The sequence below is a fragment of the uncultured Shimia sp. genome (assembly GCF_947493595.1).
Classification (GTDB): Bacteria; Pseudomonadota; Alphaproteobacteria; order Rhodobacterales; family Rhodobacteraceae; genus Shimia.
Window position 1 is genome coordinate 659886 of record NZ_CANLRL010000002.1, and the last position, 12922, is coordinate 672807.

Genomic DNA, 12922 nt, shown 5'->3' on the forward strand with positions numbered 1-12922 from the left:
AGAGAAAGAGCGACAGCGGGTTGGGAAAAAGCGACGCAGAGGAACCGCGATCTTGGTGGTAGAATCAAAGGGGAACATGCTAGATTTCGTCTTATGCCTGTGGATAACCCCAATATAAGCCAAGATTTGCCGGTCATTCGGCAGCTTGATGATGCCGCGATCAACCGGATTGCCGCTGGTGAAGTGGTCGAACGGCCTGCCTCTGCGGTCAAAGAACTGGTGGAAAACGCCATTGATGCGGGCAGTCGGCGGATTGAGATTGCTTATGCCGATGGTGGCAAAACGCTGATCCGGATCACGGATGACGGCTGTGGCATCACCGAGGAACAATTGCCGTTGGCGCTGTCGCGCCACGCGACCTCCAAGATTGACGGCACGGACCTGCTCGACATTCACACCTTTGGCTTTCGTGGCGAGGCGTTACCAAGCTTGGGCGCTGTCGGACGGTTGAGCATCACCAGCCGGGTGGGCAAAGCGCCTGCGGCGCAGATTTCCGTGGAAGGCGGCGCGATGAGCGTGGTGAAGCCTGCGGCGCTGTCTGGCGGCACCATCGTGGAACTGCGTGATCTGTTTTACGCCACCCCCGCGCGGTTGAAATTCATGCGCTCCGATCGGGCAGAGGCGCAGGCGATCACCGATGTGGTCAAGCGGCTGGCGATGGCGGAGCCGTTTGTGGGCTTCACGTTGCGCGATGTGACCGGTGGCGGCGAAGGTCGCGTGACCTTCCGCGTGGAGGCCGAGAATGGCGACCTGTTTGATGCGCTGCACGGCCGGTTGGCGCGGATTTTGGGCAAGGAATTTGCCGAAAACGCGCTGAAGATTGATGCGGAACGCGAAGGGCTGCGGTTGATTGGCTATGCGGCTTTGCCGACCTATTCGCGGGGGTCTTCGGTGGCGCAGTATCTGTTTGTGAACGGGCGTCCGGTGAAAGACAAATTGCTCGTTGGTGCGCTGCGCGGGGCGTATTTTGATTACCTGAGCCGGGATCGGCACCCGGCGGCGGCGCTGTTTATCGATTGTGATCCACATCTGGTGGATGTGAACGTGCACCCCGCCAAATCCGAGGTGCGGTTCCGCGATCCGGGGCTGGCGCGTGGGCTGATTGTCTCCAGTCTGCGCCATGCTTTGGCGGAAGCGGGCCACCGCGCGTCGACCACAGTTGCGGGGGCGACCTTGCAGTCTTTCCGGCCCGAACCAATGGGGGCATCACTGGGCGCTTTGGGGGCGACACCAAGCGCGCCAACGCCGGGACAAGCGCGGGTCTATCAGATGGATCGGCCAAGTTTGGGCGCACGCACGGCGGCCTATCAGGCGCAGGCACCACATCAGTCCCCTGCGATGGAGCCCGGCTTCTCAGATCTTTCCGAGGCCTATTCCGCGCGGGTGGAGCCGGTGGAAACCGAGATGCCTCAGGAGGTGCCAGCTGAAGGGTTGCCGCTGGGCGCGGCGCGGGCGCAGGTGCATGAGAATTACATCGTGGCGCAGACACAAACCGGCATGGTGATTGTCGATCAACACGCGGCGCATGAGCGGTTGGTCTATGAAAAGCTGAAACATCAGATGGCGGAGAACGGCGTGGCGGCGCAGGCCTTGTTGATCCCCGAGATTGTCGAGCTGTCGGAGGGAGACTGTGCGCGGATCATGACCGTGGCAGAGCCGTTGTCCAAGCTGGGGCTGACGATTGAGGCTTTTGGCGGCGGCGCTGTGGCGGTGCGCGAAACGCCTGCGCTGCTGGGTGAGGTCAATGCGCGGGCGATGGTGCTTGATATTCTGGATGAGCTGGATGATGCGGGGGAAAGCATGTTGGTGCAGGCCAAGCTGGAAGCGATTTTGAGTCGCGTGGCCTGTCACGGCTCGATCCGCTCGGGGCGGCGCATGCGTGGCGAAGAGATGAACGCGCTGCTGCGCGAGATGGAGGCAACGCCACATTCGGGGCAATGCAACCACGGGCGGCCAACCTATGTGGAACTCAAGTTGGCCGATATTGAACGGCTGTTTGGACGGACGTGATGGAAGGTATGGACGAAGCAATCGCCAATATGGAGGCGATGGCGCTGTATGCGGCGGCTGGGATTGGCTTTGCGGTGTTGGTGCTGTTTTTGCTGCTGCGCGGGGCGGGGCAAAAGCGGGCGGACCGGACTGAGGCAGTGATAGCCCAACATATGGGACAGATGGCGCAGCGGGTGGATCAGCTGGCCACCGGGCAGGCGCATCTGGACGGCAACCTGCAGGCGCAGGCGCAATCGCAGGGGCAGATCGCCACGCTGATGGAACAGCGGCTGGGCGAAGTGCAGGTCAATATGCACGAAAACCTCGCCAAGGTGCAGCGCAGCACGGGGGAAAACCTCGCCAGCATGCAGCAAAAGATGGCGGATACATTGGCGGCACAGCAACTGCAGATGCAAGAGAGTATGGCCAATATGCAGCTGCGCACCGGCGGCGCGCTCAACGACATGCAGGAAAAGCTGAACCTGTCGATGACGGGCAATGCCAAACAGACGGCGACCTCGCTCACCCAGTTGCAGGAGCGGTTGGCCACGATTGACAAGGCGCAGGAAAACATCACCCGGCTGAGCGGCGACGTGCTGAGCCTTCAGGATATTCTGAGCAACAAACAAACGCGCGGGGCGTTTGGCGAGATCCAGCTCAATGACATTGTAGGCAAGGCGCTGCCAAGTGACAGCTACGCGCTGCAACACACGCTGTCTAACGGCAGACGCGCGGACTGTTTGATCCATCTGCCCAACCCGCCGGGCCCAATTGTGATCGACAGCAAATTCCCGCTGGAGGCTTATGAGCTGTTGCGCAATGCAGAAACCCAGGCGCAATTGAATGAAGCGGCGCGGATGCTGCGCACCTCGGTGAAGAAACACATCAAAGACATTTCGGAAAAATACATCATCGATGGCGAGACCGCTGACGGCGCCCTGATGTTCCTGCCAAGTGAGGCGGTTTACGCGGAGCTGCACGCCAATTTCCCGGAGCTGGTGCGCGAAGGCTTTGCCGCGCGGGTGTGGATTGTCTCGCCCACCACTTGCATGGCGACACTCAACACCATGCGGGCGATCTTGAAAGACGCGCGCATGCAAGAGCAAGCCGGCGCAATCCGCAAAGAACTGGGTATGCTTTATTCTGATGTCGAGCGCTTGGGCACACGGGTGGAAAACCTCGATCGCCACTTTGGACAAGCCGCGAAAGACATCAGCGAGATCAAAATCAGTGCCGACAAAGCGGGGCGTCGGGCGCGGCGTCTGGACAACTTTGATTTTGAAGAGCTTGCACAAACGGGTGATGACAAAGTGGTGCCGCTGACCAAACCAGACAGCTGATTTCATTCACAGTCTGCAAATATCCCGGGGTCCGGGGCAGCGCCCCGGCCAGCAGAAACAGTTTGCGCCATGTCAAAGACGTGGGGCATGCTGGTGGGGACACTGGGCCAAACCAAATTGGAGGCACAAAATGCTTGAGATTTCTGCATGGCAAGTGGCGCAAGTTGTGCTGATGTCGCGGGAGCTGGACCGGGCCGAAGGCGAGCTTCGCGCGTTTATTGACCGGCTTAATGAAGATGAACAAGCCAGTCTTGTGGCTGTGATGTGGGTGGGGCGTGACAGTTTCATGCCCGACGATCTGGCCGAAGCGATTATGACAGCCAAAACCGAAAACACCGTGCCGACGTCGGATTACCTGTTGGGGTCGCCACATCTGTCCGATCATCTGGAAAACGGAATGGAGGCTTTGGGCATATCGTTATCTGATGAGGAGGACGACTTGGTCCGGAAGGGCTAAGCAGTTGGCGAATAACGGCTGATTGGGCCGTTTTATTTGCGAATTTATGCCAACAGTTTTGAGATCCGCGCCAAGCTTTGGCGCGGGTCTTTATGTTTTCAGCACCCCTTCTTATGTGCGCTTGTGAGGGAGGGATGACGCGTCCGCGCGCTTCCCAAGCCACTGACTTCGCGCTGTTTTCTAAAGAAACATCCGCACCCTGCGTTTTGCGGGCGGTGCCCTCTTGTCTTGTGTCTGAGCCTTGCAACCCATGGGGCGGCGTTGAGAGGTCTGTCGTTCAGAAGGAGGTCGCCCATGTCCAGTTTCTGGGGTCGTTTTGACGACAATCACGGCAATCAAAAACAGTTTGAACCCACTGATGATCCCGCCGAGGAAATCGCCTTTGCGCCTAAAGGGGATGATGGCGATCTGGTGCTTGAGGACAATAACAACAAACCAGACCCGGATACGCAGGTGCTGATCGATGGGGAGGCCCATGATTTTGTGTTTGAGCTGACAGGAACCGTGCCGCAGGACGATGACATTCCAGAGCAGTTCTGGGGGCAGGAAATCGCAGTGATCTCGATCCAGGACTACCCTGAACCGGGTGAGGAAACCCGCATGTTTTTCTTTCCGGAGATGGATCCGAGCGAAGAGGATATGAATGAGTTCGAGGATGAGGAATTTGTGGTCAAACATCCGGATCGTCATCCCGATGATTTGCCGGTGTGTTTCCTGCCGGGCACCATGATCGCGACACCAGACGGTCTGCGCGCGGTGGAAAGCCTGCAGCCTGGCGATTTTGTCTGTGTCGCCAAAGGCAAGCCAGCCAAGGTGTTCTGGGTGGCAAAGAGCCATTTTTCTTATGCAGAGATGTTGCGGAACGCAGGGCTGCGGCCGGTGTGTATTGATGCCGATAGCCTGGCACCGGGGTTGCCGGCGCAGGATTTGTGGGTGTCGCAACAACACCGGATTGCGCTGCGCGGCTGGCAGGTGGAGATGTTGGCGGCAACTGAGGCGGCCTTTGCCCATGCCAAACATCTGGCGCCACAGCCGGGTATTCCGGGGCGGGAATGGCGCGACGGGGTGGACTATGTGCATCTGATGTTTGATCGGCATCACATTGTGGAGGCCAATGGGGCCGAGGCGGAGAGCCTGTTTCTGGGCGATCAGGCGTTGGAGAGCTTGGGCGCGGAAGCGCGGGCCGAGTTGGATCAGCTTTTGGAGGCCAAGCCCTGGTTGAAGCCGCGTTTCACGCAGACGGCCTTGCCCACCATGAAAGCGCATGAGGCGCAGACTTGGCGCAAGATGGTGGATGGGCGGCCGGTGTTTCGCGATTTGGTGCGTGTGGCGGCCTGATTTCAGGCCGTGGGCATCAGCCACGCGGTGAGATAGGTTTCCAGACGTTCGCGTGGGGCGACCGAGTTGTGCAAGCTGCAAAATATCAGAGAGATTGCTTGCACCATAAAGGCTTGTACGCCCTCCGCCTGTAATTCGGCGGAGATGTCTTTGCGAAATGGCTGGTCCCAGAGCCATTTGGTTACGACCTCGGCGTGGCGGCCAAAGGTCATGGCGATGGGGCCGATGTCCGCGTTGGCCGCCGCGCCTGAGTGGCGCAGAATCACGTCAAAGACATAGCGTTCGCAGGTCATAAAAGTGATCAGCGGCATCATGGCGTCGGTCATCTCGGCGATGGAGGTGGGTGCATCCAGCGCGTCTATGCCATCCAGATGACGGTCGATTTCCGCGCCAATGAGTTGGTCCATCAGCGCGTCTTTGTCTTTGAAATGAGAGAAAAAAGTGCCCTTGGCCACCCCAGCGCGCAGCACCACCTCTTCCACTCGCATGGCTTCATATCCGCTTTCAGAAATCACGGCTTGAGCCGCGTCCAGAAGCTTGGCGCGGGTTTTGAGGGTGCGTTGTTGAACTGCTTTGGCCATGGCCCGTTTTGGCACGAATTGTGACCGTGGTCAAATTTGTAATTGACCGTGGTCATTTTTGTGTGCGATGAAATTGACCGTGGTCAATATTTGGAGATTCGCAATGACACAGAAACGGATTTTTATCTTGAACGGGCACCCTGCGGCGGAGTCGCTCACAGGTTCGGTGGCGGAGAGTTACGCGCAAGCGGCGCGTAAGGCGGGGCATCAGGTGCGGATGACCAACCTGCATGATCTGCAGTTTGATCCGGACTATGGCTTTGGCGGTTATGTGAACCAAAAACCGCTGGAGCCGGAGCTGGAGCAGGTCTTGCAAGACATCGAGTGGTCTGAGCATGTGGTGGTGGCCACACCGATGTGGTGGGGTGGGTTGCCAGCTAAGCTCAAAGGGTTGTTTGACCGGGCGTTGTTGCCGGGGCGCACGTTTGACACGCGCAATACCACCAAGCTGGGCTTGCCGGCGCCATTGTTGACCGGGCGCACGGGCCGGGTGCTGTTGTTCTCGGACACGCCGGGGTGGTTCTTCCGGCTGATGTATCGCAACGCCATGATTGTGCAGATTCAACGGCAGATCTTGGAGTTTGTCGGCATCAAGCCGGTGAAAGTCACACAGTTCAATGGCACCAGTGACCCCAAGCAAGGGGCCGTGGACAAGTGGATCAAGCAAGCGGCGGAGATTGGCGCGCAGGCGGCCTAAATTGAGCTAGGTGTGGCGTGAGATCCGTGTGGTCACCACGCCCGCCGCCATCAAACAGCCGCTGCCCACACGGTTGAGGCCCCGCATGGCGCGCGGGTGCTGGAACAGCCCGCGCAGCCCATTGGCGCAGAGCAGCCAGAACACGGTGTTGAGCGTGGCGACACCCACAAAGGTGGCGATCAGGATTGCGAATTGCGGCAGCACCGGCTGCGACAGGGTCACAAACTGCGGCACAAAGGCGATGTAAAACGCCGGGCCTTTGGGGTTGAGGGCGCTGATCAGGAACGACTGCCAGAACAGCGGCTTGAGGGGCTTTTGATCCACTGTGTTTGAGCCAATGCCCTCAGCGGGTGCGCGCCAGAGGCTGATGCCGAGCCAGATCAGATACACCGCGCCAATGAGCTTCATCAGCGTAAAAAGCGTGGTGGAGGCAGAGAGGATCGCACCTGCGCCCATTAGGGACACGGACATGCCGACCAAGGCCCCGGCGGAGATGCCTGGAATGGTCGCGAGGCCTGAGCGTTTGCCAGAGCGCACCGCGTGGTTGATGGTCAGGACAATGTTGGGGCCGGGGATCAATACAACCAAGGCGCTGGCCAGAACAAACGCGATCCAGGTTTCCAATGACATGTCGCGCTCCTCTCCCAACAGTTGTGGTGCAGGATTTCGCAGTCAGGCGGAATTGGCAAGGGGATTGGTGTGGGCGCGCGGTTGGTGGCAGCGCGACAAAACTCTATGTTGTTGCGGGCTCGAGGTATGCCATGAGCGTGTCAAAGGAGGGTGCAATCTCCACCACGCTGGTTTCGAGGTCTACATTGTACATGTCGAAGTAGACCACCTTCAGGGCCCCGCTGTTGTCTTTGGCAAAGGCAAACAGCTCGCTTGCGCCGTTTCCGCCAATGACAAATAGAGTCGGGAAATCAACGTGAAAAGTCTGGTTTATCTCGGTCTCATAAACATCTTCCGCGGAGTCGAGGATCAGCCAACATGGCTGTTCCGACAGGGGGCCTTCGCCGCCATTGCTTGCCGCAAGGAACTCAAGATAGGCCTGTGGCAGTTCAAAAGGTGCGGCTGCGACCAACTGTTCCAAAACGCCCGGGCTTGCGCCAACACGTGCTGACCAGTGCTTGGTTTCCAACATATTCCGCTCCTAAGTCTTGCAGCTCAAAATTGATTGAGCTGCAAGGAAAAGCAACTAGGCTGATCGATTTTCAGGCAATATCAAGCCGTGTGATCGACGATCTGCATGTGCTGTGCCAGCGTGCCGATGTGTGTGAGCCATTCGGAGAACAGCGCTTCTTCAGACGGCGCCGCGTGCACGCCGGGGGCAATTTTGCCGTCCAGCACGGCCTCAATCGCGAGGGACACAGGGATCGACACGAGGCGGGCCATGGCGGTGCCACGTGCGTCGCCCCAGGCGTCCATCACGTAAGTCTTGTGGAAAACCTCTGCGCCGTCTTTTTCCGCTTTGAAGCCCACGCAGAGCACCACGCGGTCCGGCTCGCCTTCGTCATAGGAGTTTTCATCCCAGAACTGATCGGACATCTCTTTCAGCCGTGCGTCGCCTTCGGGACCGGAGAGCGTTTCGATTTCGCGAAAGACGTCAGACCACGCCTCGGTCCAGCCGTTCAGGCGCAGGGTGCCGCGCACAAAGGTGTCGACTTTCCAGTCCGGATCAAACTTGTAGTCTTCCATGAAAGGAATGCTGTCGCGGTTTGGGTAAACCTCGAAAGTTTCCGCCGTTGCCAGTGGGGCCTCATAGCTGCTGATCGCATCCCAAGGGCGGTTCACATCAAACGGTTTGCCGTCACGGATGGAGCGGGATGGGCTGCGCAGAGCTTTTAGCACACCGAGGGGCGACCAGCTAAATTTGTAGCGGAACGGGTTGGCCACTTTGGGGATGCCGCCGCAGTAGCTGATGAAGCTGATGGCGTTGTCCGCATCGTAAGCGTCAGAGGCGCGGTAGTCAGCCACCAAGGCGTGCGCCATCAAGTGGTCGATGCCCGGGTCCAGGCCCACTTCGTTCACGCATGCCACGCCAGCTTCTTTGGCTTTGGCATTGAGCGCTTTCATCTCTGGCGCAATGTAAGACGAGCTGACAAAGTTCGCTCCTTTCTCGATGCACAATTCGGCCAACGGCACGTGCCAGTCGCCGGGCAGCATCGAAACGACCACGTCGCCAGACTCAAGCACAGCTCCTAGAGCTGCGATGTCAAAGGCGCGGATGTCTTTTGTCAGATCGCCAACAGCTTCCTGCGCTTTCTCAACGGTTCGGTTCCAGACGGTGACCGCGCGTCCATCTTCGATCAGGCGACGCAGGCCGGGAATGGCGGAAAGGCCGGTGCCACACCAATGGATTGTCATGTCTCTTCTCCCCTCAGAGGTCTTTGGAATGGGTGATGAAATCAGCCTCGGCGCGGGTCCAGACACCGTCGCTGAGGTCATCGAGTTTCATCAGTGTTTCGAGCAATTGCGCGGCGTAGTCCTCAGAACTTTCCACCGGCAGCATGGATGGCAGGTTGTCGATGGCCATGACGTCCAGCACAGGAGCATCGGCCACGCGCAGAGCAGGCGCCTCCCAAGTGGTGGCGCGGTCATAAACCGGAACTGGGTTGTAATCGCTGTCTGGGTCGCAGGCCACGTCACCAATGGCGGTGAGTTTGCGGTCGGCCTTTAGCGCCTCTTGCGGCACAAACACCGGCGTGCCGGGGCGGGCAAAGATGCAGTTCAGGAACAGGTCATGGTCCAAGATTTCCGGGAAGGGTCCACCGGAGGCGGTTTCCGCCATGTCCCACTTGGTGACGGTGCAGCCCATGGCTTCGAGCAAGTCGGCGGCACCGGTGCCTACACGACCCAGCGCGCCAATCACGATGGCGGAGGGGCGGTCTTTGGAGAGCGCGTCGAGTTCCGCGCCGAGGTCGGCCAGCAGGGCGTCTTTGCCCGCGTAGACCCCAACGGGGCCACAGAGCTCGCCACGTTGTTGCGCGGCCCAGGATTTCAGCGTGACCGCAGAGCCTGCATAGCCCGCCCAATAGCCAAAGGCGGCGACACGGCGGCCGGTGTCGTCCACCAGATATTCGAGATCATACAGCGTGCCGCCGCCCGCCTTGAAGCGTTTCAACAACGCCACGCCGGAGTGCTGGCCCTTGAAGGCATGGCCAAACATGATGTGGCGGTGTGGCAGGGGTGTACCGTCTTCGGGCAGCTCTTTGAGGCCAAAGATGATCGCGTCACGTGGGGCTTCGGGCCAGCTGTTTTCTGCTGCGATGTCACAGCCAGCTGCCTTGTAACCGTCAATCGAGATCGCCCGCACAGAGCTTTCTTCCACGGTCACGCGGATGCCTTTGTCCAATAGCGCCTTTGCGCCTTCGGGTGTCAGACCGACCCGCTCCTCATTTTGCCTCTGTTCGGCACGTACCCAAAGATGCGTCATCTCTGTTCCCCTCATATTCGATTTTCCATAGATCAGCCCCTTGCGACGATGGCAAGAGCCGCGCCGCCGCGTCTTTTGCGTGGCAGGTCCCGCCACTCTCTGCCTTCATCCTCTCCTTCTCTAAATATCCCGGGGGAGTCGCCGCCTGCGGCGATGGGGGCAGCGCCCCCTTTGCGCAGGTTTTCGACTGGCACCGCGCGGGGCGGCGTGGCACAACGGGCCAAAGCAGAACAAAACGGGAGCGCGCCATGAGTTTTGGCAAAGGATGTCACCTGCATCTGATCGACGGGTCGGCCTTTATTTTTCGGGCCTATCACGCGCTGCCGCCGCTGACGCGCAAGTCAGACGGCTTACCAATTGGTGCCGTGGCCGGGTTCAGCAACATGTTGCAGCGCTATATCGAGGACAATTCCGGACCAGATGCGCCCACCCATGTGGCGGTGATTTTTGACTATTCCGGCAAGTCGTTCCGCAACGAGATGTATGACCAATACAAAGCCAACCGGCCACCGGCGCCGGAGGATTTGGTGCCGCAATTCCCGCTGACTCGCACGGCGACCAAGGCGTTTAACATTGCCTGCAAAGAGGTCGAGGGATTTGAGGCGGATGACATCATCGCCACGCTGGCCTGTCAGGCGCGCGATGCCGGGGGGCGTTGCACCATCATCAGCTCGGACAAAGACCTGATGCAGCTGGTGGGCGGCGGCGTAGAGATGCTCGACGCGATGAAGAACAAGCGCATTGATCGCGACGGGGTTATTGAGAAATTTGGCGTTGGGCCAGAACGCGTGGTGGATGTGCAGGCACTGGCTGGCGACAGCGTGGACAACGTGCCGGGCGCGCCGGGCATTGGCATCAAGACGGCGGCGTTGCTGATCAACGAATATGGTGATCTGGAAAGCCTGTTGGACCGTGCGGAAGAGATCAAACAGCCCAAACGCCGCCAGACGCTGATTGAGAAACGTGACCAGATTGAGCTGTCCAAACGGTTGGTGCAGCTGGATTGCGACATGGAGCTGGATTTCACGCTGGACGATCTGGAGGTGCAAGACCCGGAGCCGGAAGTGCTGTTGGGCTTCCTCACGGAAATGGAATTCCGCACACAGATTAAGCGCGCGGCTGACAAGCTGGGGGTAGAGGCCCCAAGTATTCCGGAGCCTGTTGGAGGGGTTGCCGATGAGGCACCTGCGGCGGATGATGTGCCGTTTGATGCGTCCAAATATGAATGGGTCAAAGATCGCGCAGCACTGGACCGGTGGATCGCCGCCATTATGAAACGTGGCTATGTGGCGGTGGACACGGAAACCAACTCGCTCAACGAAATGGTCGCGGAACTGGCGGGGATTTGCCTGTCGGTGGAGCCGGGGGAGGCCTGCTACATTCCGGTGGGGCATAAGAAAGGCGCGAGCGACGATCTGTTTGGCGGCGACGAGCTGCAAGAGGGGCAGATGCCGCTGAACGAGGTGTTGGATGCGCTAAAGCCGATGCTGGAAGATCCGTCGGTGCTGAAGATTTTCCAGAACGCCAAATATGACTGCAAGGTGTTTGCCAATTACAACGTCACCGTGGCGCCGATTGATGACACCATGCTGCTGTCGTACGCGCTGCATGCGGGGGAGCACAATCATGGCATGGACGCGCTCAGCGAGCGCTATCTGAGCCACCAACCCGTGCCGATCAAAACGCTGATTGGCAGCGGCAAAAGCATGATCACCTTTGACAAGGTGCCGATCGAAGATGCGCTGCCCTATGCGGCAGAAGATGCGGATGTCACGCTGCGCCTGTGGCAGCTGTTCAAGCCAAAGCTGCACCGGCGGCAGGTGACCTCGGTCTATGAAACTTTGGAGCGCCCCTTGGTGCCGGTGCTGGCGCAGATGGAGCGACACGGCGTCAAGGTGGACCGCGACGCGCTTTCTCGGATGTCCAATGCCTTTGCGCAGAAGATGGCGGCGCTGGAGGCGGAAATTCACGAACTGGCGGGCGGTACGTTTAACGTTGGCTCACCCAAACAGCTGGGTGAAATCCTGTTTGATAAGCTGGAACTGCCAGGCGGCAAGAAAGGCAAAACCGGGGCCTATGCCACCGGTGTGGATATTCTCGAAGACCTCGCAACTGAGCACGCCCTGCCGGGGTTGGTGCTGGACTGGCGGCAGTTGAGTAAGCTGAAGTCGACCTACACCGACGCGTTACAGACTCACATCAACAGTGACACCGGGCGAGTGCATACTTCTTATGTGCAAACCGGCGCCAACACCGGGCGACTGGCCTCCACTGATCCCAACCTGCAGAATATTCCGGTGCGTTCTGAGGAAGGTCGGCGCATTCGCGAGGCCTTTGTGGCTGAGGAAGGCAAGACGCTGATCTCGCTGGACTACTCGCAGGTGGAATTGCGCATTCTGGCACATGTGGCGGGGATTGATGCGCTCAAAGCTGCGTTCCGGGATGGGCAGGACATTCACGCTATGACTGCGTCAGAAGTGTTTGATGTGCCGATGGAGGAGATGACCAGCGAGGTGCGTAGCCGCGCCAAGGCGATCAACTTTGGTGTGATCTACGGGATCTCCGGCTTTGGTCTGGCGCGCAATCTGCGCATTCCGCGCGGCGAGGCGCAGGACTTCATCAACCGCTATTTTGAGCGCTTTCCGGGCATTCGCACCTATATGGATGACACCAAAGCCTTTGCCAAAGAACACGGCTATGTGCAGACGTTGTTTGGCCGCAAAATCCACACGCCGGAGATCAACGCCAAAGGCCCGCGGGCAAGCTTTGCCTATCGCGCAGCCATAAATGCGCCGATCCAAGGTACAGCCGCTGACATCATCCGGCGAGCGATGATCCGCATGCCGGAGGCCATCAAAGACCTGCCGGCCAAGATGCTGTTGCAGGTGCACGATGAATTGATCTTTGAGGTCGATGACGCTGCGGTGGACGCAACTATCGAAGTGGCGCGGGATGTGATGCAGCGGGCCACTGAGCCTGCCATCAAGCTGGATGTGCCGTTGATTGTGGATGCGGGACGTGGGGCCAATTGGGCGGAGGCGCATTAAGGCGCGCCATGGCCCTGCTTCATTTGACTATAAATATCCA

At 59.1% G+C, this 12922-nt stretch carries 11 protein-coding genes; 6 read left to right on the forward strand and 5 right to left on the reverse strand.

The features are described 5' to 3' along the window. The first annotated feature begins 93 nt into the window (after positions 1-93). The 4 genes from mutL to Q0955_RS08695 all read left to right on the forward strand — a co-directional run bounded on the left by mutL (position 94) and on the right by Q0955_RS08695 (position 5124). The gene (mutL, locus tag Q0955_RS08680; RefSeq protein WP_299423100.1) at positions 94-2010 is read left to right on the forward strand and encodes a DNA mismatch repair endonuclease MutL; all 1917 of its coding nucleotides are present in this window, start codon (positions 94-96) and stop codon (positions 2008-2010) included. Beyond that, a complete protein-coding gene (rmuC, locus tag Q0955_RS08685) occupies positions 2010-3329 on the forward strand; it encodes a DNA recombination protein RmuC (RefSeq protein WP_299423102.1) in 1320 nt (439 codons plus the stop codon). Before mutL ends, rmuC begins: the two co-directional genes overlap by 1 nt. A 130-nt stretch (positions 3330-3459) precedes the next feature. Beyond that, positions 3460-3786 carry a DUF3775 domain-containing protein gene (locus Q0955_RS08690; protein WP_164644176.1) on the forward strand — a complete coding sequence of 109 codons (327 nt, stop codon included), beginning with the start codon at positions 3460-3462 and terminating at the stop codon, positions 3784-3786. Positions 3787-4080: 294 nt separating this feature from the next. After that, positions 4081-5124: a Hint domain-containing protein gene (locus Q0955_RS08695; protein ID WP_299423112.1), complete on the forward strand. Its 1044-nt coding sequence runs from the start codon at positions 4081-4083 to the stop codon at positions 5122-5124. A gap of 2 nt (positions 5125-5126) precedes the next feature. Here Q0955_RS08695 and Q0955_RS08700 read toward each other — a convergent pair whose 3' ends face one another. Further along, positions 5127-5705, reverse strand: a complete 579-nt coding sequence (locus tag Q0955_RS08700) for a TetR/AcrR family transcriptional regulator (protein WP_299423115.1) — start codon at positions 5703-5705, stop codon at positions 5127-5129. A gap of 103 nt (positions 5706-5808) precedes the next feature. Between Q0955_RS08700 and Q0955_RS08705 the strand changes: the two genes are divergently transcribed. Continuing rightward, positions 5809-6402 (forward strand): NAD(P)H-dependent oxidoreductase, encoded by a 594-nt coding sequence (locus Q0955_RS08705; RefSeq protein WP_299423118.1) that lies wholly within the window; start codon positions 5809-5811, stop codon positions 6400-6402. 6 nt (positions 6403-6408) lie between these two features. On the opposite strand, the gene Q0955_RS08710 is transcribed toward Q0955_RS08705, so the two are convergent. The 4 genes from Q0955_RS08710 to Q0955_RS08725 all read right to left on the reverse strand — a co-directional run bounded on the left by Q0955_RS08710 (position 6409) and on the right by Q0955_RS08725 (position 9835). Then, positions 6409-7032, reverse strand: coding sequence for a LysE family translocator (locus tag Q0955_RS08710; protein ID WP_299423121.1), 624 nt, complete (start codon positions 7030-7032; stop codon positions 6409-6411). Positions 7033-7135: 103 nt separating this feature from the next. Continuing rightward, positions 7136-7543: an SMI1/KNR4 family protein gene (locus Q0955_RS08715; RefSeq protein WP_299423124.1), complete on the reverse strand. Its 408-nt coding sequence runs from the start codon at positions 7541-7543 to the stop codon at positions 7136-7138. A gap of 80 nt (positions 7544-7623) precedes the next feature. Beyond that, positions 7624-8766: a saccharopine dehydrogenase family protein gene (locus Q0955_RS08720; RefSeq protein WP_299423127.1), complete on the reverse strand. Its 1143-nt coding sequence runs from the start codon at positions 8764-8766 to the stop codon at positions 7624-7626. 13 nt (positions 8767-8779) lie between these two features. Beyond that, positions 8780-9835, reverse strand: a complete 1056-nt coding sequence (locus tag Q0955_RS08725) for a saccharopine dehydrogenase (RefSeq protein WP_299423129.1) — start codon at positions 9833-9835, stop codon at positions 8780-8782. 248 nt (positions 9836-10083) lie between these two features. On the opposite strand from Q0955_RS08725, the gene polA reads away from it, so the two are divergent. Then, positions 10084-12882 (forward strand): DNA polymerase I, encoded by a 2799-nt coding sequence (gene polA / locus Q0955_RS08730; protein WP_299423132.1) that lies wholly within the window; start codon positions 10084-10086, stop codon positions 12880-12882. Positions 12883-12922: the final 40 nt, after the last annotated feature.

What these genes read in the sequence shown, in the direction of transcription:
- mutL (WP_299423100.1), top strand. Translation starts at nt 94, where the DNA reads ATGCCTGTGGATAACCCCAATATAAGCCAAGATTTGCCGGTCATTCGG.
- rmuC (WP_299423102.1), top strand. Translation starts at nt 2,010, where the DNA reads ATGGAAGGTATGGACGAAGCAATCGCCAATATGGAGGCGATGGCGCTG.
- Q0955_RS08690 (WP_164644176.1), top strand. Translation starts at nt 3,460, where the DNA reads ATGCTTGAGATTTCTGCATGGCAAGTGGCGCAAGTTGTGCTGATGTCG.
- Q0955_RS08695 (WP_299423112.1), top strand. Translation starts at nt 4,081, where the DNA reads ATGTCCAGTTTCTGGGGTCGTTTTGACGACAATCACGGCAATCAAAAA.
- Q0955_RS08700 (WP_299423115.1), bottom strand. Translation starts at nt 5,705, where the DNA reads ATGGCCAAAGCAGTTCAACAACGCACCCTCAAAACCCGCGCCAAGCTT.
- Q0955_RS08705 (WP_299423118.1), top strand. Translation starts at nt 5,809, where the DNA reads ATGACACAGAAACGGATTTTTATCTTGAACGGGCACCCTGCGGCGGAG.
- Q0955_RS08710 (WP_299423121.1), bottom strand. Translation starts at nt 7,032, where the DNA reads ATGTCATTGGAAACCTGGATCGCGTTTGTTCTGGCCAGCGCCTTGGTT.
- Q0955_RS08715 (WP_299423124.1), bottom strand. Translation starts at nt 7,543, where the DNA reads ATGTTGGAAACCAAGCACTGGTCAGCACGTGTTGGCGCAAGCCCGGGC.
- Q0955_RS08720 (WP_299423127.1), bottom strand. Translation starts at nt 8,766, where the DNA reads ATGACAATCCATTGGTGTGGCACCGGCCTTTCCGCCATTCCCGGCCTG.
- Q0955_RS08725 (WP_299423129.1), bottom strand. Translation starts at nt 9,835, where the DNA reads ATGACGCATCTTTGGGTACGTGCCGAACAGAGGCAAAATGAGGAGCGG.
- polA (WP_299423132.1), top strand. Translation starts at nt 10,084, where the DNA reads ATGAGTTTTGGCAAAGGATGTCACCTGCATCTGATCGACGGGTCGGCC.